The organism is Actinocorallia aurantiaca (assembly GCF_039533685.1).
GTDB lineage: Bacteria > Actinomycetota > Actinomycetes > Streptosporangiales > Streptosporangiaceae > Actinocorallia > Actinocorallia aurantiaca.
In genome coordinates this window covers 17369-38066 of the sequence record NZ_BAAATZ010000025.1, presented here as the reverse complement: position 1 = coordinate 38066, position 20698 = coordinate 17369, and the positions used below count along the sequence as shown (strand labels likewise).

Genomic DNA, 20698 nt, shown 5'->3' with positions numbered 1-20698 from the left:
GACCCCCGGGGTGGGAGGAGAGGGTGAGGGAGGTCGCGTTCGTAGCCGAACTCCCCGGGGTAGTGAGAACATCTAAGGCTTAAGCAATGCTGCGTTTGCGGCGCTGACGTTATGCACCTTCGAACCTGGATATGGTCGCTTCTATGCCGAACGAGACCTCGAGTGACCGGTTGCTGGCACGTCGATACCGGCTTCACACACAGGTCGGCCGAGGCGGGATGGGAACGGTCTGGCAGGCCTTCGACGAAGTCCTGGGCCGGGACGTCGCCGTCAAGGAGGTGATCCTCCCCTACGGGCTGAGCGACGACGAGCGCGAGCTGCAGCACCGCCGCACCTTCCGCGAGGCCCGCACCGCCGCGCGGCTCGCCCACCCGGGGGTCGTCACCGTCTACGACGTGGTGGAGGAGGACGACCGCCCCTGGATCGTGATGGAGCTCATCAAGGCCCGATCCCTCGACCAGGTCATCAAGAAGGACGGCACGCTCCCCTTCCAGCGCGCGGCGGCCCTCGGCGGGCAGATGCTCAGCGCGCTGCACGCCGCGCACGAGGCCGGCGTGCTGCACCGCGACGTCAAGCCGTCCAACGTGCTCATCACCGACGACGACCGGGCGGTCCTCACCGACTTCGGCATCGCCACCGCCACCGGCGACGCCACGCTGACCGCGACCGGCCTCGTCATGGGCTCGCCCGCCTACATCGCGCCGGAGCGGGCGCGCGGCAAGGTCGCCGGGCCCGCGTCCGACCTGTGGTCGCTGGGCATCACCCTGCACGCGATGGTCGAGGGCCGCTCGCCCTACGACCGGCCCGAGCCGATGGCGTCGCTGATCGCCATCATCACCGACCCGGTGCCGCACTCGGAGAAGGCCGGACCGCTCTGGCCGGTCATCGAGGGCCTGCTGGACAAGAACCCCGACACCCGGCTGACCGCCATCGAGGCGGGCCGGATGCTGGACGAGATCGCGCGCAACGGCACCGTCACCCCGCCGGCCTCCAGCACCCGCACGATGGTCGAGCCGCTGCCCGAGGCGGTCTCCGAACTCCCGCAGACCGGCCAGGTCGCCCGGCCCGAGAAGTCGGGTAAGCCGGAGAAGGACGGCGTGCTCGGCCTGTTCGACGCGCAGCCCACCCAGGCGGGGTCGACCGGACGGGGCGGTCGCGCCACCGCGATGGTCGTCGCCGCCATCACGCTGGTGACCGCGCTGGTCGTCGGCGGGTTGGTCTGGGCGCAGAGCGACAACGGCGGGTCGGGGGAGAAGAAGGAACCCGGCACGGCGTCGAGCCCGAGCGCCTCCCAGGGGACGTCCAAGCCCACCGAGAAGGCCGAGGCGACCCCGAGCCCGACGATCGCCGGGCCGCCGGCGGGCTTCCGCCAGTACAAGGACTCGACCGGCTACTCGCTGTGGCTCCCGAACGACTTCACCGGCCCCTCCAAGCAGGCCAACGGCGATTTCTTCGACGGGTCCAACGGCGTCAGGATCCAGATCGATCAGACCGACGACCCGGGCGAAAGCGCGCTGGCGGACTGGGAGCAACTGGCGCAGTCCCCCAATTTCAACGGCTACCAGACGGTCCGCATCGAGAAGACCGGCGACCATCCGCCGGTGCCCGACACCGAGAACGGCGCGAAGTCCGCCGACTGGGAGTTCACCTTCACCGGCAACGGCGGCGGCAGGATGCACGCGCTGAACCGGGGCTTCGTGACGGGCGGCATGGGATACGCCATCCTGATCATGGCGCCCGAGAGCTCCTGGACCGAGACCTGGGCGAAGCTCCAGCCCGTCCTGCAGGGTTTCAAGGGCCGAAGCTGATCATCTTTATGGTTCCGTGAGCAACTCTCGATAGGGTCCCGGCATGACACAGGGGGAGGAGCGGCTGCTGGGAAGCCGCTACCGGCTGGACAGGATGCTCGGACGCGGGGGAATGGGGACCGTCTGGCATGCCGTCGACGAGGTGCTGGGCAGGTCGGTGGCGGTCAAGGAGGTGACGACCCCGCCCGGTCTGGACGACGCGGCCCGCGCGGTCCTGCACGAGCGCATGCTGCGCGAGGCGCGGGCGGCGGCCCGCCTGACCCACCCGGGCATCGTCACCGTCCACGACGTGGTGGAGGAGGACGGGGTCCCCTGGATCGTCATGGAGTTCGTCCAGGCGAGCACGCTCCAGGACGCCATCGACACCGAGGGGGCGCTGCCGGTCGCCCGGGTCACCGAGATCGGACGACAGTTGCTGGGGGCGCTGCGGGCCGCGCACAACGCCGGCATTTTGCACCGGGACGTCAAGCCGGCGAACGTCATGCTCAGCGAGGACCGCGCGGTCCTCACCGACTTCGGCATCGCCCAGATGGAGGGCGACGTCTCGCTCACCCAGACGGGCATCGTCATGGGCTCGCCCGCCTACATGTCGCCGGAGCGGGCGCAGGGCGTCAAGCCGGGCCCGCCCGCGGACCTGTGGGCGCTGGGCGCGACGCTGTTCACCGCGCTCGAGGGCTACTCGGCGTTCGAGCGGCCCGACGTGCTCTCGACGCTGGCGGCCGTGATGATGGAGCCGGTGCCGCAGCTGCGGCGCGGCACGCAGCTCGCCCCCCTGATCACGGGGCTGCTGGAGAAGGACCCCGACGTCCGGCTCAACGCGGCGGCCGCCTCCGAACTGCTGCACCGGGCCGACTCGGAGGCCGCGGCCCCGCTGCTGTCCACCACGCCCGACCGCTCCCACCAGGAGTTCCTGCCCACGGCGGCGTTCGAGGAGGAGCGCCCGTCCGTCGGCGAGGGGTTCGACTCCCTGTACCGCCCCTCGGCGGCCCCCTCCCGTCCGGCCTGGCAGGACGCCCCGACGTTCCACACCTCGTCGGCCCTCCCGCCCGTCCGGGACGTTCCCCCTCCCGCGCGGCCGGTCTCCTACGAGCAGCCCTCGCCGGTCTCCTACGAGCAGCAGCCCTCGCCGGTGTCCTACGGCCAGCCTCCGCAGGCCTCCTACGAGCCTTCGCCCGCGAGGCACCAGACTCCCTCGACCCGGCACATGGCGCCGCCTCCGCCGGCGCACCAGTCCCACCCCTCCCACCCGACCCACGCGGCCCAGCGGTCCTCCGACGAGCAGTGGATCCAGAACCTCGACACGGGACGCGCGCCCGCGCACCGTCCGGGGAAGCGAGGGATGGGCTTCTCCGCTCTGGTCGGCTCGGTGGCGGGGATCCTGGCGATCATCGCCCTGATCTTCGTCCTGAAGCCCGCGATCCTGTTCGGGGAGTTCAAGGAGGTCTCCGGCGAGGGCTTCAGTCTCGAGGTCCCCCAGGACTGGGACAAGCGGGTGGAAGAGAACTCCACCTTCTGGAACGACCCGGATTCCGATGCCTACGTCCAGGTCGACCGCACGGACTGGACCGTCGACGGCAGCGCTTACCGGTCGCTTGACGGGTTGAAGACGTTCAAGGGCTTCGAGCAGGTCGAGCGGAAGAAACTCGAGAAGATAGCGGGGGAGCCCGCTGCGCAGATGGAGTTCCTGTTCCGCAGCAAGACCGATGAGCCGAGGCACGGCATCAACCGCAAGCTGAAGCTGGAGGGTCGGCCCTGGGCGCTGTTCGTGGTCTACCCCGCGGACGAATGGCCGGAGAATCAGGAGGACGCCCTCCGTATTCTCGATTCGTTCGGTCCGTGAGATGCTTTGAACCTGCGGGGAGGCTCACGCGTCCCATGTAAGACCAGCGGGATCGAGGCGAGGGGAGCTCCGGTCCCGACGAGTTCTCCACAGTTCGGGGAGAGACCGGATCATGGGACAGTCGGCGGGGCGCCCGCTCGGTGGCCGCTACCGGTTGCACAACGAGATCGGACGAGGCGGGATGGGCGCGGTGTGGCGCGCCCGGGACACCATGCTGGACCGCGAGGTGGCGGTCAAGGAGGTGACGTTCGGGCCCGGTCTGAGCGCCCGTGAGAAGGACGTGCTGAAGCAGCGCACGCTCCGCGAGGCGCGGGCCTCCGCCCGGCTCAACCACCCCAACGTGGTGACGGTCCACGACGTGGTCGAGGAGGAGGGCCGGCCGTGGATCGTCATGGAGCTGGTCGTGGCCCGCTCGCTGCAGCAGATCCTCGACGACGAGCGGACGATCCAGCCGTGGCGGGCCGCCGACATCGGACGGCAGGTCCTGGACGCGCTGCGCGCCGCGCACTCCCGCGGCATCCTGCACCGCGACGTGAAGCCCAGCAACATCCTGATCACCCATGACGAGCCGCCCCGGGTGGTGCTCACCGACTTCGGCATCGCCCAGATGGAGGGCGACGTCACCCTCACCCAGACGGGCCTGGTGATGGGGTCGCCCGCCTACATCCCGCCGGAGCGGGTGCAGGGCGAGAAGGCGACGGCGGCCTCGGACCTGTGGTCGCTGGGTGCGACGATCTTCGCCGCGGTCGAGGGGTACGCCCCCTACGAGCGGCAGGACGCGATGGCGGCGCTGTCGGCGGCGTTGTCGGAGCCGGTGCCCAAGCCGCGGAACGCCGGGCAGCTCACCCGGGTGCTGGAGGGGCTGCTGTCGCGCGAGCCCGCCACCCGGATGACGGGCGAGCAGGCGATGCCGCTGCTGGCGGACGTGGCGTCCTCCCGGCCGAACCCGATCCTGGCCGCGGCGACCCAGTTCGACGAGACGATCCTGGACCGGCCCCGCGAGAGCGAGGACCCGCTGGAGACCGTCCTGGACCCGGGGCAGCTCGGCCAGGTGTCCCGGCAGATCCGGCAGCAGCGACCGTCCGCGTCACAGCCGCAGCCGCAGCCGCCGCCGCCCCGGCAGGTGGAGCCGGAGGCGAAGACCCTGCTGGAGCCGAACGCCTGGCCCGCCGCCGGCGACTACCAGGGCTACCAGGCTCCGCCCCAGCAGCAGCAACACCAGCAGCAGCCGCTGCCCTACCAGTACGACTACGGGCAGGTCTACCAGCAGCCCGCGCCGGTCCAGGGGGGCGCGGAGGACGCGAACGGCAGGACCGCGACGATCATCGTCCTGGCGGTGGTGATCGCGGTGGTCGCGCTGGTGCTGCTGGTGACGCTGCTGACATGACGTCCTCCCGGCCGTGCCGTGGGGGCGGCCGATGGCGGTCACCGCCGTACAGTGCGTGACGGGGGTCCGGGCAGGCCGGACGGTCCTCGGCGGCGTTCATGTGGCGAATGGTGCATTTTGAGACCTCCCCTTGGCCGTCTTTCCACCGCGCATGCGGGAGGATTGTGGACAAATAACTGGAGGTGTCCCTTGACCGGCGACGTACGGATCACCGTCACGCGCACTCTGAGCAAGGAGCAGCAGGCGCGACGGGCACGGCTGGTCGGGGCCGCACGGGAACTCGCGAGCGAGGGCGGCTACTCCGCGGTGACCATGCACGACGTGGCCGACCGGGCGGGCGTGGCGAGGGCGACGGTGTACCGCTACTTCTCGTCCAAGGACCACCTGCTCACCGAGGTCGCCTCCGAGTGGGCCCGGGTGCTCGCGGACGTGCGGGCGCCGGAGGCGGACCCCGCCGAGCGGCTGAGCGTCCTGCTGGAGGCGCTGGTCGACCTGGCCGCCGCCAACCTCCCGCTCACCTCGGCGGTCGTCCAGGCGGTCACCTCCCAGGACGCCGGGGTGGACGAGTCGCGCAACGAGCTGTTCGGCTACGTCCGCGACGGGTTCAGCGGGGCCATCGACCCGGACGGGACGCTCGGCTCGGTGGCCGGGGTCTCCCTGGAGGACGTCGAGGCCGTCGTCGGGCAGCTGGTGCTGTCCGCGCTGATCAGCCTGACGTCGCTGGCCCGTCCGCGGGACGAGGTCCGTTCCATGGTGCGTACGGCGGCGCGTCTGATCGTCGGCTCTCGTTGACGTCGTTATCACGTTCGTAACAAATATCGCGGTGCTTTTGTCGGCTTGCTAGGTGCGCCGGTATGAACGTGCGAGTAACTTGCGAGTGCGGTGACGTATCGATGAGGGAGGCCGGCCATGTCCATCGCCCTGGACGGCTCCTCGGCGCGCGCCTTCCCCCAGCTCCCCGACGAGTGGACCGGTTTCCTCGAGTCCTTCCTGACCAGCGTGGCCGACGAGATGATCGCCGAGATCCAGGTCAAGGTTCCCGAGTACTCCCGGTTGGACCCGACGTACGAGGCGAACATCCGCGCCGCGGTCGAGGGGGCGCTCCAGCACTTCGTGGAGCTGGTCGCCGACCCCGAGGCGTCGCTGGAGAAGCTCACCGAGGTCTACCGGTTCATCGGCTGGGGAGAGGCCCGCGAGGGCCGCAGCCTGGACAACCTGCAGATCGCGATGCGGCTGGGGGCGCGGGTCGCGCTCCGCCGCATCACCGCCGAGTCCGAGCGCTACGACCTGCCGCGCTCGGCGCTGGGCGAGATGGCCGAGGCGATCCTGCTCTTCCTCGACGAGCTGGCCGCGGCCGCCGCCGCCGGGTACCACGCCGCCAGCGAGCAGGTCGCCGGCGAGCAGAGCAGGCGCCGCCGCAGGCTGCTCGACCTGCTGCTGGCCGAGCCGCCGGCCTCTCCGGCCATGGTCGCCGAGGCCGCGCGCAGCGCCGAGTGGCGCGTCCCCAAGTCGGTGGCCGCCGTGGCGCTGCGGGAGCGGCGGACGGAGGAGTTCCTGCAGCCCGCGCTGCCCCCGGACGTCCTCATGGACCTCAACCGCCACGAGCCCTGCCTGATCGTGCCGGACCCGGACGGGCCCGGCCGCAGGCAGATGCTGGAGGGCGCGCTGCGCGACTGGTCGGCGGCGATCGGCCCGACGGTCGAGGCCGGCGAGCTGGGAAGGTCTCTGCGCTGGGCGAGGGACACACTGGTGCTGGCCGAGCGGGGCGTGGTGCCCGACGACGGGCTGATCCGCTGCGTCGACCACATGCCGAGCCTGGTGGTCTTCAAGGACGAGGAACTGGTCTGGACGGTCGCCAAGACGAGGCTGGCGCCGCTGTTGGACATCAGGGCCCGGCACCGGGACAGGCTGGCGCGCACCCTGCTGGCCTGCCTGCAGAGCGGTTTCAACGCCACCGAGGTCGCCAACCGGCTGCACGTCCACCCGCAGACCGTCAGGTACCGGCTGCACCAGCTGGAGGAGCTGTTCGGCGACCAGCTCTACGACCCCGAGGCGCGGATGGCGTTCGAGATGTCGTTGCGGGTCTGGCTGACGCTGGTCGCCGAGGGCCGCGAGGTCTGAGCCTCCGCGCTCAGCCGGAGACGACCCCGAGCAGGTGCGCCACCGTCCGGGCCATGGCGTCGCGGGCGGGGGCCAGGTACCCGCGCGGGTCGACCCCGGACGGCAGGTGCCCGGCGACCGCGCCGGTGAAGGCGACGTTCAGCGCGGTGCCGATGTTGATCTTGACCATGCCGTTGCGCACCGCGCGGCGCAGCTCGTCGTCGGGGACGCCCGAGGACCCGTGCAGGACCAGCGGGACGGGCAGCGCGTCCCGCAGCCGGAGGATGAGGTCGTGGTCGAGCCTGGCGGTGCGGTCGGTCATGGCGTGGGAGCTGCCCACGGCCACGGCCAGGGCGTCCACCGAGGTGTCCGCCGTGAACCGGGCGGCCTCGCCGGGGTCGGTGCGGACGCCGGGGGCGTGCGCGCCGTCCTTGCCGCCGATCTCGCCGAGTTCGGCCTCCAGCCACAGTCCGTTGGCGTGCGCCCACGCGGCGGCCTCCGCGGTGCGCGCGACGTTCTCGGCGTAGTCGTGGCGGGAGCCGTCGTACATCACCGACCCGAAGCCGTGGTCGGCGGCCCGGCGCAGCAGCGACTCGTCCGTCACGTGGTCCAGGTGCAGGGCGACCCGGGCGGAGGAGGACTCCGCGAGGCTCACGGTGGCGGCGGTGACGGGGCCCAGCCGCCCGTGATGGAACTTGACGGCGTTCTCGCTGATCTGGCAGATGACGGGCGCCCCCGCCTCCTCCGCGCCGGCGATGATCGCCTCGGCGTGCTCCAGCGTGATCACGTTGAACGCCGCGATCCCGGTGCCGGGGGACACGAGCTCGGCGGTCTTCACCAGGGGCATGGGACTTCCTTCACGCTGACTCGGGGCCGGAACCGCCGGTAGGCGGCATGGTCGAAGGATCCCGCGACGGGAGCGAGGACGGCCGCCGCGGACAGGGCCACCGCGTCGCGCAGGGCCTCGTCCCACGGGGCCGCGTCGCGCAGCGCGACGGCCAGGGCCGCAGCCGCGGCATCCCCGGCGCCCGTGGGGTTGCCCTTGAGGACTTCGGGAGGCCGGGCCTCCAGGCAGCGGCCGTCCGTCATGGCGACCATGCCTCCGGCGCCCTGGGAGACGACGAGAGTCCCGGTCGGGGAGAGCCCCGCCTCGGCGAACTCCTGGGCGTTGGGCTTGAGGAGGTCGGGGGACGCGGTGACGGCGGCGCTCAGGGCGGGGCCGCTGGCGTCGACGATGACCTTCGCGTCCTTCGCGAGGCGGGTGAGCACCGCGTAGGCGTCGACGGGAAGGCCCGGCGGGAGGCTTCCGGACAGGACGACGACGCTCGCGGACTGCACGAGACGCGAGAAACGGGCTTGGAAGAGCGACCATTCGGCGGGGTGGACGAGCATGCCGGGCTCGTTGAAGACGGTCGCGTCGTCGTCGACCACCACCACGGTGCGTCGGGTGTCACCGGAGACCGGTTGGAAGGAGTGGGGGACGCCGCCCTCGTCGAGGTCTTCGCGGACGAGGTCGCCGGTGGGGCCTCCGCACAGGCCCGTGGCGAGCACCTCCTGGCCCAGGGCGGCGAGTACGCGGGCGACGTTGACGCCCTTGCCTCCGGCCCGCTTCTGGACCCGCCGGACCCGGTGGCCGGCGTGGCGGGTGAGCTTCCCGACGTCGTAGGTGACGTCCAGCGCGGGGTTGAGGGTGACCGTGAGGATCACGGGACCTCGATGACCCGCAGGCCGTCGTCCAGGAAGACCAGGTCGGCGCGCGCGCCGGGCGTGAGTGTTCCGCGGTCGGTGAGGCCGAGCACCCGGGCTGGGACGGCCGAGGCGTAGTGGGAGGCCGTTTCGATCGGCAGCCCGACGTCGTTGACGGCGCGGCGTACGGCGGCGTCCATGGTCAGGGTGCTTCCCGCGAGGGATCCGTTCTCGATGAGCCGGGCCTGGCCGTCTTTGACGCGTACGTGCATCGCGCCCAGCAGGTAGTCGCCGTCGCCGATGCCGGTGGCGTCGATGGCGTCGGTGATGAGGGCGAGCCTGCGGGGCGCCAGGCGGTCGAGCATCCGGACGACGGCGTCATCGAGGTGCACGCCGTCGTTGATGACCTCCAGCACGACGTCCGGGTGCTCTCCGGCGGCGAGAAGGGGGCCTGGTTCGCGGTGGTGCAGGCCTCGCATCCCGTTGAAGACGTGCGTGACGAGGCGGGCGCCGGCCTCGATGCCCGCCCGCGCCTGCTCGTAGGTGGCGTCCGTGTGGCCGATGGCCGCGACGACGCCGCGTGCCACGAGGTCGCGGATGAGGTCGAGGCCGGTGTCGCCGTTGGTGTTGACCAGTTCGGGGGCGATGGTGACCTGGCGGATCGTGCCGCGCCCGGCGTCCAGGAGCCGCCCGAGTTCCGCGCGGTCGGGGGCCCGGAGCGCGTCCGGGTCCTGCGCGCCGCACCTGGAGTGCGCGAGGAACGGGCCTTCGAGGTGGCCGCCGAGGACCAGGCCCTCCTCGGTCAGGTCGGCGATCCACCCGGCGGCCTCGGCCATCCGGTCCAGCGGGGAGGTTACCAGGCTGACCAGCGTCGAGGTGGTGCCGTGGGTGCGGTGGAAGGCGATGGCCTCGCGGATCGCGTCCCGGGAGGCCAGGGCCGAGTGGCCGCCGCCTCCGTGGACGTGCAGGTCGACGAAACCGGGCAGCACCCAGGCGCCGTCCAGGTCGCGGCCTTCGGCGGGGCCTTCGCCCAGGGCGTCGACGCGTCCGCCGGCGACGCGCAGCCAGCCGTTCTCGACGACCCCGGAAGGGGTGACCAGGCGGGCGTTCGTGTAGGTCGTGGAGTTCATGGAGTCCGTCATGGGTCAGGTGAGGACGATCGACCGGGTGAGGTTGCGGGGCTCGTCGGGGTTCAGGCCCTTGCGTTCGGCCAGGGCGACGGCCAGCCGCTGGGCCCGGATGAGGTCGGCGACCGGGTCGAGGCCTGAGGCCGAGACGACGGCTCCGGTCGCCTTCACCTCGTCGGCGAGCCCTTCGGGAGGGGCGCCGAAGAACCAGGTGACGCTGCGTTCGTCCGTCACGCTGATGGGGCCGTGCCGGTATTCCATGGCGGGGTAGGACTCCGTCCAGGAACCGGACGCCTCGCGCACCTTCAACGCGGCCTCGTGCGCGAGCCCGTTCGTCCAGCCCGCGCCGAGGAACGTGAACTGGGTGCGTTCGGCCGCTCCCTCGGGAAGCGGCGCGTTCACGGCCTCGGCGGCCTGCGCCACGAGGTCGCCGGGCAGCAGGGACGGCTCGGAGAGGGCCAGGTGGGCGCGGAGCAGGGTGAGCGCGGTGGTGGCGAAGCGCGTCTGGACGACCGACTTCTCGTCCGCGAACTCCAGGGGGACCACGGTGTCGGCCGTCTCCACGATGGGCGTGCCGGGGTCGCCGATGACCGCGACGCTGGGAGTCCCGGTGCGCCGCAGGAGTTCGAGGACCTCCGTCGTGGTGCCGGAGCGGCAGATCGCCACGACGCGGTCGTACCGGCGCGCGTACGGGAACTCGGAGGCGGGGAAGGCGTCCGTTTCACCGAGTCCGGCGGATTCGCGGAGGGCCGCGTACGACTGGGCGATGAACAGCGAGGTCCCGCAGCCGACGACGGCTACCCGCTCGCCCGCCGAGGGCAGCCCCTCCGCCCCGGGGGCGAGAGAGACGGCTCGCTCCCAGCAGTCCGGCTGGCTGCCGATCTCTTCGGCTACGAACGTCACGACGACCCCCGATTGTTCAATCCTGCGTGAATTACCCGATAAACGTACAAGAATCACCATGCCGCTGCAAGAATGAGCGGTATGGCCTCCGCTCACTCCCGCCGCACGCGGCTGCTGGAACTCCTGGCCGACCGCGGCCGCATCGACGTCGAAGAGGCCGCCCTCGCCCTGGACGTCTCGCCCGCGACCATCCGGCGGGACCTGGACGAGCTGGCCCGCCAGCAGCTCCTCCAGCGCACCCGGGGCGGTGCGGTCTCCGCCGAGGTCGCCTATGACCTGCCGCTGCGCTACAAGGCGGCCCGCGCCGCCGCCGAGAAGCAGCGCATCGCCGGGGCCGCCGCCGCGCTGGTCGAACCGGGGGCCGTGGTCGGGCTGAACGGGGGCACCACCACGACGGAGGTGGCGCGGGAGCTGGCGGCACGGCCGGGACTGACCGTGGTGACGAACGCGGTGAACATCGCGGCCGAGCTCACCGTCCGGCCCACCGCCAAGATCGTCATGACCGGAGGGGTGGCCCGGCCGCACTCCTACGAGCTGATCGGGCCGCTGGCCGCCGCCACCCTCGACGTTCTCTCCCTGGACCTGGCGATCCTGGGGGTGGACGCCCTGGACGCCGGCTTCGGCGCCTCCGCGGCGCATGAGGGCGAGGCGGAGATCAACCGGCTGATGGCCGAGCGGTCCGCCCGGGTGGTCGTGGTGGCCGACGCCTCCAAGCTCGGCGCGCGGGCCTTCGCGCGGATCTGCCCGGTCTCCCGGATCGCCGTCCTCGTCACCGACTCCGCCGCGGGGGAGGAGCGGCTCGCGCCCTTTCGGGAGGCGGGCCTGGAAATCGTGCTGGCCTGACCTCGACAGCCGATATAGATCGACAAAAGGCGCATTTTCTCTGATTACCTTTACTGACTTTCCGTGTTAATGGGGAGATCGGGGGTGATTAAGGCACGATAGGGCGGGGGTAAGGGCGCGCATCGGGGTGGGGGAGGTGTCGGTTGTCCGCGACGAGAGTGCGCATCGTGGAGGGCGACCCGGTGCTCCGGCTGGGGCTGGAGGCGCTGCTGCGGGAGGCGGGGGGCTTCTCCGTCGTCGCCGGCGACGCCGAGGCGCTGGTCTTCGGGCTGGCCGACGCGGCGGGCGTCCGGGAGGTCGAACGGCTGGCCCGGCAGGGCGCGGTCGTGGTGCTGACCTCGCTGGAGAGCCCTTCGGTCCTGGTCGGGGCGCTGGCGGCGGGCGCCTACGGGATGCTGCGCCACGGCTGCTTCGACGCGGCCGAACTGGCCGGGGCGATCAGGGCGGCGACGCGGGGCCGCGCCTTCCTCTCGCCTCCGGTGGCGACAGCGCTGGTGGAGTGGCTGCACTTCCGGTCCCAGGCCGGGCCGGGGCGGCTGCGGGCGCTGGAGCACGAGCTCACGCCCCGGGAGGCGGAGGTCATGGAGCTCATCGCCCAGGGGCAGGACAACCGGACCATCGCCGCCCGGCTCTTCATTTCCGAGAAGACGGTGAAGAACCACGTCCACCATATTTACCGGAGACTCAAAGCGGACAATCGGCAGCACGCTGTGGCGAGATGGCGTTCCATCAGTGCTTTTTAAGCGACATATCTATTTGTCGTGCGGTCTGTTGAACGGGTCCTAGGACCGGCCCATTCCAGATTTTGAACCTGCGTTTACCTCTCTTTGACCCCTGCGATACCGGACCCTACAGAGGGCAACCAATCGATCACAGGGGGAATCAGTGAAAGGTCCGGTACGCAGGACCCTGTCGGTGCTCGCGCTCACGGCGGGCCTCGTGGCCCTGCCCCAGACCGCGCACGCGGCGGGCCCGAGGATCGACCTCAAGGTCCTCGTCGTCAGCGACGGAGGCCCGTCCGTCCAGGCGATGGTCGAGCAGTTCAAGGCCGAGGGCGTCCCGCACAGGGTCGTGAACCTCAACGACGGCTCGCGCCCGGTCATCGACACCGCGTTCCTCCAGGACACGGTGCAGGGAGCCCCTCGCGCGAAGTTCCAGGCCGTCGTCCTGCCCAACAGCGACCCCTTCCAGAACAAGGCCGAGATGGACGCTCTCGTCGCCTTCGAGCAGCAGTTCGGCATCCGCCAGCTCAGCGCGTACGTCTACCCGAACGCCGCCGTCGGGCTGAACACCCCGACCCACGCGGGTCCGATGGACGGCTTCTCCACGCAACTGACGACCGCGGCCAAGGCCGGCGCCTTCCGCTACCTCAAGGGCCCCGTGCCCTTCGAGGACCTCGCGCCGAACGTCACGGAGACCTACGGCTACCTGTCGACCCCGCTCCCGGACGGCCAAGGCACCCGTTTCGAGCCCTACCTGACCAAGGACGGGGCCACCCTCGCCGGCGTCTACACGCGCGAGAACCGCAGCGAGATGGTGCTGACGTTCAGCGCCAACGCCAACCAGACGCAGTTCCGCACCCTCGCCCACGGCTTCGTCACCTGGCTGACCAAGGGCGTCCACCTGGGACTCAACCGGCAGTACTTCAGCGTGCACGTGGACGACGTGTTCTCGGCCGACTCCCGCTGGAACGCCGCCGAGAACTGCACGCCCGGCGAGGACTGCGCCGAGCCGTCCACCACGACGCAGCCCATCCGGATGACGCCGGCCGACGTGACGTACGCGGTCAACTGGCAGAACCAGCGCGGCTTCAAGCTCGACATGTACTTCAACGGAGGCGGCAGCAAGGACGTCGTCCAGCAGAACGGCTCGGACCCGCTGCTGACGGCCTTCCAGCAGAACAAGGCCCGGTTCCGCTTCTCCAACCACACCCTGGACCACACGTACCTGGGCTGCGAACAGGACTACACGGTCAGGCCGTGGGTCTGCAAGAAGAACGCGCAGGGCGAGACGGTGTGGGCGACGCGCTCCTACATCCGCTCCCAGTTCAACGACAACCGCAGCTGGGCGCTGCTGAAGGGCATCTCCTCGGAGTGGGACGAGGTCGTCACCGGCGAGCACTCCGGCCTGAAACTGCTGCCCCAGCAGCCCCAGGACAACCCCAACCTCATCGGAGCGGTGGCCGACGCCGGGGTCAAGTGGCTCGGCTCCGACGCCTCCCGCGACTTCGACCAGCGCCCCGTCGGCCAGGCGCTCACCGTCCCGCGCTACCCGATGGCCAACTACTTCAACGTCGGCACCGCCGCCGAGATGGTCGACGAGTACAACTGGATCTACACCAGCCGCGCGGACGGCGGCAGCGGCATCTGCGAGGACAACCCGCAGACCGTCACCTGCATCGAACCCCTCGACCCCGCCACCGGGTACGAGCAGCACATCGTCCCCCTGGACGCGCGGATCACCCTCACGCACATCCTGCGCAACGACCCCCGGCCGCACTACGTGCACCAGTCGAACCTCGCCGAAGGCCGGATCCTGTACCCGCTGCTGGACAGGGTCCTGAACGGCTACCGCACGGTGTTCGCCGACAACAGCCCCCTGATCGAGCAGCGGATGCGCGACAACGGCGCCGAACTCAAGCGCCAGGCCGGCTGGAACGGCGTGAAGAACGACGTCACTGCCTACTGGCAGGACGGGAAGGTCCACATCACCGGCGGAGGCGGCACCCCGGTGCCCGTCACGATGCCCGAAGGCACGAAGAACAGCTCCGGCGGGCTGCTCGGAGGGCTCCTAGGCGGGCTGCTCGGCACCGACACGTTCGGCGTCCAGTACGGCGGTGAGAGGTCGGACTACCAGGCCGGCACCGTCACCCTGACGGTCGGTGCGACGACGATATGAACATCACCCTGGTCACCGAAGGCACCTACCCCCACGGGCACGGAGGTGTGAGCGTCTGGTGCGACCAGCTCGTCCGGGGCATGCCCGAGCACACGTTCCAGGTGGTGGCGCTGACCGCGACCGGAACCGAACCGCTCGTGTGGGACCTGCCTTCGCACGCCAAGGTGGACGCCGTTCCGCTGTGGGGCGCGGTTCCCGCCGGGCGGGCTCCGTCGGGAGCCGCCGCCCGGGAGTTCACCTGGCTCTGCCGGGCGCTGTTCGAACTCGTCCTGGACGGCGGGCCCTACCGGCTGTTCTCCGCCGCCCTGCGGTCCCTTCACGAGTTCGCGCAACGGGAGTCCCTGCCGGCCGCGCTCAACGGAGAGGAAGCGGTGGACACGCTGCTCAAGCTGTGGGGAGAACGGTCGCTGCCGGAAGGCGTGGCACCGACGGTGCACGACGCACTGACGGCGGTCTCGCTTCTGGAGCACGCGTTGCGCCCGCTGAGCCGTCCGGCGGTGAAAGGGGACGTGACGCACGCCGTCTCCAACGGGGTGGCGGTACTTCCCGCGATGGTCGCCAAGTGGACGTACGGGACGCCGTTGTGTCTCACGGAACACGGGATCTACCTGCGTGAACGCTATATCGGCTACGGGAAGGACTACCCATGGGTGGTCAAGGCGTTCATCCTCGGGTTCTTCCGCATGCTGTGCGAGGCCGGATACCGGGCCGCTGATCTGGTCACCCCCGGCAACCAGTACAACCAGCGCTGGGAGACACGCTGCGGAGCCGATCCGGAGACGATCCGGACGGTCTACAACGGCGTCGACCCGGCTGGATTCCCGCCCGCCGGAGAAGAGCCGGTCCGCCCCACCCTCAGCTGGGCCGGGAGAGTGGACCCGATCAAGGACCTGGAGACCCTGATCCGGGCGTTCGCGATCGTCCGGGAACACCGGCCGGAGACCCGGCTCCGCCTCTTCGGCGGGGGAGACACCGGCTATCGGAAGCGATGCGAGCGGCTGGCCGCCGACTTGGGCGTCGCGGGACACGTCACTTTCGAAGGACGCGTCGAGAACATCCGAGACGCGTACGTGGCGGGAACCGTGGTGATGCTTTCGAGCATCTCCGAAGGCTTCCCCTACACGCTCATCGAGGCCATGGCGTGCGGACGGCCGACCGTCTCGACCGACGTGGGCGGGGTCGGCGAAGCAGTGAAGGCCGCGCCGGACCGGCAGGCCGAGGAGTGCGGCCTGGTCGTCCCGCCGCGCGATCCGCAGGCGATGGCCGCGGCGGCCCTGCGGCTGCTGGGGGACCCGGAGCTGCGCCACCGGATGGGGGATGCCGCTCGCCGCAAGGCCCTGGAGTTCTTCACCGTCGACCAGGCGGTGTCCTCCTTCCGCGGCGTCTACCGCGAACTGGCGGGGGCGGAAGACCCATGACCAGAGTGCTGATCCGGCCCGGTACGACGGTGGATCGGGACTTCACAGAGCTCGCCGACGAGATGAAGGAACTGCTCGCCGGAGCGGTGGACGCTTTGGAAGTGGCCGCGGGGCTCGAAGCCAAGGGCATGAGTGACAAGACGGCCCGCCGTTACGGGGACCCGGACGTCTTCGCGCTCGCCGCCCGCCTTTATGAGCGCACGGTACGCCGCCCCGCCTTCACCGGGCCCGCGGCCAACCCCTGGCGCTCCCAGGAGCCCACGTGGCGGAGAGGCGGACGTCATGTGCTGCGAGGGCTTCTGTTCGGGCTGCCCGGGATGGGGTACGTGGCGGCCGCGCCGCTGCTCGGCGGACCGTCGACGGGCCTGGTGCTCACCCTGGCGCTCGTCGCGTGCTGGCCGCTCGGCCAGGGCCTGGCCGCCCTGGCCTGCTCCCGACCCGTCCCCGCGGCGGCCCGCCGGGTGCTCCGCCACGGAGTCCTGGCCGGGACCGCGGCGATGGTCCCGGTCTGCGCCGCCCTGGGGGCGCTCCTCGGGACGGGCCCTGCCGTGGTGGCGCTGGCCTGCGCGCAGAGCCTCTACCTGCTGGCCGCGACCGCCGCACTGGTGACGGGAGGGGAGGTCTGGCTGCTGCTGGTGCTCCTCCCCGGCCTGTCGGTGTCGTTCGCCGGACCGCCTTGGCAGCTCGTCCTCGTCGGCTGGGCGGTCACCGGGACGGGCGTCCTGGTACTCGCCTACGAACGCACGCGCGGCGGTACGGCCACCGGGATGTCGTGGCCGAGCCTGCGTATGGCGCTGCCGTACGCGCTGTTCGGGCTGCTCGTAGGCGGGCTCCTCACCTTCACGCTCATCGCGGCGTACACCGGGTACGGGACTCCGCCGGCGGCCACGAGCGCCGCGATGGTCGCGTTGTCGCTGGCGATGGGGCCCGCCGAATGGGTGCTCTACGACTTCCGGGCACGCGGCCACGAACTGCTCCAGGAAACCCGCAGCCTGAGGGAGTTCGCGCTGCACGTCCGGGTGACGCTCCTGGAACTGGTCGTCCGCTTCCTGGCCGTCCTGGCCGTCCTGCTGGGGCTGGCTCTCCAGGCCGCAGGCACCTCACCCGGGCTCACGCAAGTGGCCGCCTGCTCCCTGCTGACGGGCGGAGCGCTGTTCGTCGCGCTGATGCTGCAGTCCTGCGGGCGGATGGCGGTCCCCCTGACCTGCTGCGGCACCGTGCTCACCGCGGAGACCGCCGTCCTGGTACTGGCCGCGCCCCCGCCCTCGGCGGTGCAGCTCTACGGAGCCGCCGCCCTGTTCACCGTTCTGCTCGCCTACGCCGTGGCCGTCCTGGGCCGCGCCACGGCACACCGCTGAAAGAAGGAGACACATGAGCGAGACCACCGGCCTGGTCGCCGTCACGGGAGCCGACGGGTTCATCGGATCCCACCTCGTGGAACTGCTCGTCACGCGAGGCCACCGGGTGCGCGCGCTCGCGCAGTACAACTCGTTCGGATCGTGGGGATGGCTTGACACGCTGCCGCCGGACATCCTGGCGCAGGTGGAGGTCCACCTGGGGGACGTACGCGATGCGGGCTCCGTCAACGCCCTGGTCAAAGGCACCGGGACGGTCTACCACCTGGCCGCGCTGATCGCGATCCCGTACTCCTACCACGCGCCGCGCTCGTACGTGGAGACGAACGTGATCGGGACGATGAACGTGCTGGAAGCCGTCCGCGCCCACGACGTGCACCGCATGGTGCACACCTCCACCAGCGAGACGTACGGGACGGCGCAGAGCGTCCCGATCAACGAATCCCACCCGCTGCAGGCGCAGTCCCCGTATGCGGCGTCCAAAGCGGCGGCGGACAAGCTCGCGGAGAGCTACTACGCGAGTTTCGAGACGCCGGTCGTCACACTGCGCCCGTTCAACACGTTCGGGCCGCGCCAGTCCGCCCGCGCGTTCATCCCCACGGTCATCTCCCAGCTCGCCGCGGGCGCCACCACCATCAAGGTCGGCGCGCTCACGCCCACCCGCGACTTCACCTACGTCAGGGACACCGCCGCCGCGTTCGTCGCCGCGGCCACCGTCCCCGGCCTGGAAGGCCGGGTGTTCAACGCGGGCACCGGACACGAGGTGTCGATGGGGGACCTCGCGCGGACGATAGCCGTGCTGATGGCACGTCCCGACGTCCGGTTCGTCACCGAGGACACCCGCCGCCGCCCCGACAAGTCCGAGGTGATGCGGCTCGTCTGCGACAGCTCCCGGCTGCGCACCGCCACCGGCTGGGCGCCCCGCCACAGCCTCCAAGAAGGACTCGCCGAGACCGCCCACTGGCTCACCGGCAACCTCGAGCGCTACCGGCCCGGCGTCTACACCGTCTGAAGGAGAACATCGTGCACGCAGTGATCATGGCGGGCGGCAAGGGCGTCCGGCTCCGCCCCTACACCAGCACCCTGCCCAAACCCCTGGTGCCGATCGGCGACCGGTACTCGATCCTGGAGATCGTGCTGCGCCAGCTCGCCTCCCAGGGGTTCGGCTCCGTCACCCTGGCGATCGGCCATCTGGGGCACCTCATCCGCTCCTACGTCGGCGACGGCGAGCGCTGGGGGCTGAAGGTGGGCTACACCGACGAGGAGTCGCCGCTGGGCACCGTCGGGCCGCTCCTGGGGATGCGGGAGCTGCCCGAGGACTTCCTGGTGATGAACGGGGACATCCTCACCGACCTGTCCTTCGCCGGGCTGCTGGAGGCGCACCGGTCGGACGGCGCGCGGCTCACCGTCGCCACCTATCGCCGCGAGGTGAAGATCGACTTCGGGGTGCTGACCGCGGCGGACGGCCGGATCACCGAGTTCACCGAGAAGCCCGTCTTCGACTACCGGGTGAGCATGGGCGTCTACGGGCTCAGCCGGGAGGTCCTCGACCGCTACCCGCCCGGCCTGCCGCTGGGGTTCGACGAACTGGTGCTGGACCTCCTGGCGGAGGGCTGCAACCCGGTGGACCACGCCTTCGACGGCTACTGGCTCGACATCGGCCGCCCGGACGACTACGACCGCGCGAACGCGGAGTTCAGTACGCTTCAGCCGGCGCTCCTGGGCGGCACGGGATGAGGCTGCTGCTGCTCGGCGCGACGGGCTTCCTCGGCCGCCACGTGGCGGCGCGGGCCGCCGGACACGACGTGGTGACCGCGTCCCGGCGGCCCGGCGCGGCGGACCTCTGGCTGGACCCGGGCGCGGACCCGTCCGGTCTGGAGAGGGCGCTGCGCGCCGTCCGGGCGGACGCGGTGGTGAACTGCGGCGGGGCCGTCGACGGCACGCCCGCCGAACTCGTGGACGGCAACGTCACGGCCGTCTCCCGCCTGGTGGAGGCCGTCCGCGCCCGGGGGTGCCGCCTCGTGCACGTGGGTTCGGCCGCCGAGTACGGGACGGTGCCCGCCGGCGTCCCCGTCGTCGAGACGGCTCGTCCACAGCCTGTGGGAAGTTACGGCGTCACGAAGCTGGCGGGCACCTCGCTGGTCCAGACCCTCCAAGATTCGGTGGTCCTGCGGGTCTTCAATCCGGTGGGTCCCGGCGCGCCCCCTTCGTCCCTGCCGGGGAAGGTCGTCGCCCAGTTGGCCCGCGGCTCCTCCGAGATCCGCACGGGCCCCCTGGACGCCGTCCGCGACTACGTGGACGTCCGCGACGTCGCCGACGCGATCCTCGCCGCCGCGGACTCCGGCGCCCGGGGCGTCCTCAACGCGGGCAGCGGTGTTCCCACCCTCTCCCGCGACCTCGTCCGGACCCTCCTGGCCCTGGCGCCGGGCCGCACCCTGACCGAGGAGGCGGGCGGCTCGTCCCGCTCCCCGGCGGTCCCGTGGCAGCAGGCCGACCTGACGGTCGTCACCCGGTCCCTGCCCTGGAAACCCGTCTTCACCCTGAGGGAGTCCCTGCTGGACCTGCTTCAGGAGGAAGGGTGCTGAGCCGCAGGAAACTCCTCCAGGTCGTGACCGCGGCGGCTGTGACCCCCGCCGCCGCGGTCCGTCCCAGGCCCGTCCCCGACAGCGCACTGGTCCCCGCCTACTTCCACCCCGAGGTCTCTCCCGAGGACTGGCTGAGCCTGGCCGACCGGAGGCTCTACGCCGTCGTCCTGAACATCGACAGCGGCCCCGGCCCCGCCCCCGACCCGGTCTTCCAGCGGGTCGTCCGACGCATCGAGGACGGCGGCGGGACGGTGGCCGCCTACGTGGACGTCTCCTACGCCCGCCGGGACCCCGCCCTGGTCGCCGAGGACCTGCGCCGCTACCGCGACTGGTACGAGGTCGCCGACGTCTTCTTCGACCAGGCCCCAGCCACCCCCGACGCCCTGCCCTACATGCGCTCCGTCACCGAGGCGGCCCGGACCGAGGGCGCCGACCTGGTCGTCTTCAACCACGGCGTCTACCCCGACCCCGCCTACGCCGCCCTGGCCGACGTCCTCGTCACCTTCGAGGGCCCCGTGGACGCCTACCGGGCCCTCGTCCCGCCGTCCTGGCCCCGATCCCACCCCCGGCACCGCTTCTGCCACCTGGTCCACACCTGCCCCTCCGGCAGGCTGGAGGAGGTCCTCACCCTGGCCCGCCGCCACCACACGGCCCTCGTCTACGTCACCGACCGCTCGATGCCCAACCCCTACGACCGCCTTCCGCCCTACTTCCCCCGCCTCCTCGCCCTCGGCTCCTGACCCGCGGC

18 protein-coding genes are annotated in these 20698 nt (G+C 71.3%); 14 read left to right on the top strand and 4 right to left on the bottom strand.

Annotated elements, in window-relative coordinates; all coding sequences use genetic code 11:
- Positions 1–131 precede the first annotated feature (131 nt).
- The 5 genes from ABD327_RS26240 to ABD327_RS26220 all read left to right on the top strand — a co-directional run bounded on the left by ABD327_RS26240 (position 132) and on the right by ABD327_RS26220 (position 7156).
- Positions 132–1808 (top strand): serine/threonine-protein kinase, encoded by a 1677-nt coding sequence (locus ABD327_RS26240; RefSeq protein ID WP_344453793.1) that lies wholly within the window; start codon positions 132–134, stop codon positions 1806–1808.
- A gap of 43 nt (positions 1809–1851) precedes the next feature.
- The gene (locus tag ABD327_RS26235; protein ID WP_344453791.1) at positions 1852–3648 is read left to right on the top strand and encodes a protein kinase domain-containing protein; all 1797 of its coding nucleotides are present in this window, start codon (positions 1852–1854) and stop codon (positions 3646–3648) included.
- Positions 3649–3760: 112 nt separating this feature from the next.
- Complete coding sequence (locus ABD327_RS26230) at positions 3761–5035, top strand: serine/threonine-protein kinase (protein ID WP_344453789.1); 1275 nt, start codon at positions 3761–3763, stop codon at positions 5033–5035.
- A gap of 189 nt (positions 5036–5224) precedes the next feature.
- On the top strand, positions 5225–5827 hold the full coding sequence (locus tag ABD327_RS26225) for a TetR/AcrR family transcriptional regulator (protein WP_344453787.1): 603 nt from the start codon (positions 5225–5227) through the stop codon (positions 5825–5827).
- A 117-nt stretch (positions 5828–5944) separates the two neighbouring features.
- Entirely contained in the window at positions 5945–7156 is a 1212-nt protein-coding gene (locus ABD327_RS26220; RefSeq protein WP_344453784.1) for a PucR family transcriptional regulator, read from the top strand.
- Between the two features lie 10 nt (positions 7157–7166).
- On the opposite strand, the gene ABD327_RS26215 is transcribed toward ABD327_RS26220, so the two are convergent.
- Genes ABD327_RS26215 through ABD327_RS26200 form a run of 4 tightly spaced genes read right to left on the bottom strand, consistent with a single transcriptional unit; the run spans position 7167 to position 10851 of the window.
- Complete coding sequence (locus ABD327_RS26215) at positions 7167–7982, bottom strand: class II fructose-bisphosphate aldolase (RefSeq protein WP_344453782.1); 816 nt, start codon at positions 7980–7982, stop codon at positions 7167–7169.
- Positions 7970–8842 carry a 1-phosphofructokinase family hexose kinase gene (locus ABD327_RS26210; protein ID WP_344453779.1) on the bottom strand — a complete coding sequence of 291 codons (873 nt, stop codon included), beginning with the start codon at positions 8840–8842 and terminating at the stop codon, positions 7970–7972. The genes ABD327_RS26215 and ABD327_RS26210 overlap by 13 nt, the downstream gene beginning before the upstream one ends.
- Positions 8839–9951, bottom strand: a complete 1113-nt coding sequence (gene nagA, locus ABD327_RS26205) for an N-acetylglucosamine-6-phosphate deacetylase (protein WP_344453777.1) — start codon at positions 9949–9951, stop codon at positions 8839–8841. Before nagA ends, ABD327_RS26210 begins: the two co-directional genes overlap by 4 nt.
- A gap of 15 nt (positions 9952–9966) precedes the next feature.
- On the bottom strand, positions 9967–10851 hold the full coding sequence (locus ABD327_RS26200; protein ID WP_344453774.1) for an SIS domain-containing protein: 885 nt from the start codon (positions 10849–10851) through the stop codon (positions 9967–9969).
- A gap of 81 nt (positions 10852–10932) precedes the next feature.
- Here ABD327_RS26200 and ABD327_RS26195 point away from each other — a divergent pair, with 81 nt between their 5' ends.
- From ABD327_RS26195 to ABD327_RS26155, 9 genes are all read left to right on the top strand, one after another.
- Entirely contained in the window at positions 10933–11694 is a 762-nt protein-coding gene (locus tag ABD327_RS26195; RefSeq protein WP_344453772.1) for a DeoR/GlpR family DNA-binding transcription regulator, read from the top strand.
- 143 nt (positions 11695–11837) lie between these two features.
- Positions 11838–12437 carry a LuxR C-terminal-related transcriptional regulator gene (locus ABD327_RS26190; RefSeq protein WP_344453770.1) on the top strand — a complete coding sequence of 200 codons (600 nt, stop codon included), beginning with the start codon at positions 11838–11840 and terminating at the stop codon, positions 12435–12437.
- Positions 12438–12579: 142 nt separating this feature from the next.
- The gene (locus ABD327_RS26185; protein ID WP_344453767.1) at positions 12580–14592 is read left to right on the top strand and encodes a hypothetical protein; all 2013 of its coding nucleotides are present in this window, start codon (positions 12580–12582) and stop codon (positions 14590–14592) included.
- On the top strand, positions 14589–16010 hold the full coding sequence (pelF, locus tag ABD327_RS26180) for a GT4 family glycosyltransferase PelF (RefSeq protein ID WP_344453765.1): 1422 nt from the start codon (positions 14589–14591) through the stop codon (positions 16008–16010). The genes ABD327_RS26185 and pelF overlap by 4 nt, the downstream gene beginning before the upstream one ends.
- Positions 16007–17368, top strand: a complete 1362-nt coding sequence (locus ABD327_RS26175; protein WP_344453763.1) for a hypothetical protein — start codon at positions 16007–16009, stop codon at positions 17366–17368. Before pelF ends, ABD327_RS26175 begins: the two co-directional genes overlap by 4 nt.
- Positions 17369–17381: 13 nt before the next feature.
- A complete protein-coding gene (locus ABD327_RS26170) occupies positions 17382–18377 on the top strand; it encodes a GDP-mannose 4,6-dehydratase (protein ID WP_344453761.1) in 996 nt (331 codons plus the stop codon).
- Positions 18378–18388: 11 nt separating this feature from the next.
- The gene (locus ABD327_RS26165) at positions 18389–19102 is read left to right on the top strand and encodes a sugar phosphate nucleotidyltransferase (protein WP_344453759.1); all 714 of its coding nucleotides are present in this window, start codon (positions 18389–18391) and stop codon (positions 19100–19102) included.
- A complete protein-coding gene (locus ABD327_RS26160) occupies positions 19099–19950 on the top strand; it encodes an NAD-dependent epimerase/dehydratase family protein (protein WP_344453756.1) in 852 nt (283 codons plus the stop codon). Before ABD327_RS26165 ends, ABD327_RS26160 begins: the two co-directional genes overlap by 4 nt.
- Entirely contained in the window at positions 19944–20690 is a 747-nt protein-coding gene (locus tag ABD327_RS26155; RefSeq protein WP_344453754.1) for a spherulation-specific family 4 protein, read from the top strand. The genes ABD327_RS26160 and ABD327_RS26155 overlap by 7 nt, the downstream gene beginning before the upstream one ends.
- Positions 20691–20698 lie beyond the last annotated feature (8 nt).

What these genes read in the sequence shown, in the direction of transcription:
- ABD327_RS26170 (WP_344453761.1), top strand. Translation starts at nt 17,382, where the DNA reads ATGAGCGAGACCACCGGCCTGGTCGCCGTCACGGGAGCCGACGGGTTC.
- pelF (WP_344453765.1), top strand. Translation starts at nt 14,589, where the DNA reads ATGAACATCACCCTGGTCACCGAAGGCACCTACCCCCACGGGCACGGA.
- ABD327_RS26215 (WP_344453782.1), bottom strand. Translation starts at nt 7,982, where the DNA reads ATGCCCCTGGTGAAGACCGCCGAGCTCGTGTCCCCCGGCACCGGGATC.
- ABD327_RS26240 (WP_344453793.1), top strand. Translation starts at nt 132, where the DNA reads ATGGTCGCTTCTATGCCGAACGAGACCTCGAGTGACCGGTTGCTGGCA.
- ABD327_RS26195 (WP_344453772.1), top strand. Translation starts at nt 10,933, where the DNA reads ATGGCCTCCGCTCACTCCCGCCGCACGCGGCTGCTGGAACTCCTGGCC.
- ABD327_RS26175 (WP_344453763.1), top strand. Translation starts at nt 16,007, where the DNA reads ATGACCAGAGTGCTGATCCGGCCCGGTACGACGGTGGATCGGGACTTC.
- ABD327_RS26230 (WP_344453789.1), top strand. Translation starts at nt 3,761, where the DNA reads ATGGGACAGTCGGCGGGGCGCCCGCTCGGTGGCCGCTACCGGTTGCAC.
- ABD327_RS26160 (WP_344453756.1), top strand. Translation starts at nt 19,099, where the DNA reads ATGAGGCTGCTGCTGCTCGGCGCGACGGGCTTCCTCGGCCGCCACGTG.
- ABD327_RS26235 (WP_344453791.1), top strand. Translation starts at nt 1,852, where the DNA reads ATGACACAGGGGGAGGAGCGGCTGCTGGGAAGCCGCTACCGGCTGGAC.
- ABD327_RS26220 (WP_344453784.1), top strand. Translation starts at nt 5,945, where the DNA reads ATGTCCATCGCCCTGGACGGCTCCTCGGCGCGCGCCTTCCCCCAGCTC.
- nagA (WP_344453777.1), bottom strand. Translation starts at nt 9,951, where the DNA reads ATGAACTCCACGACCTACACGAACGCCCGCCTGGTCACCCCTTCCGGG.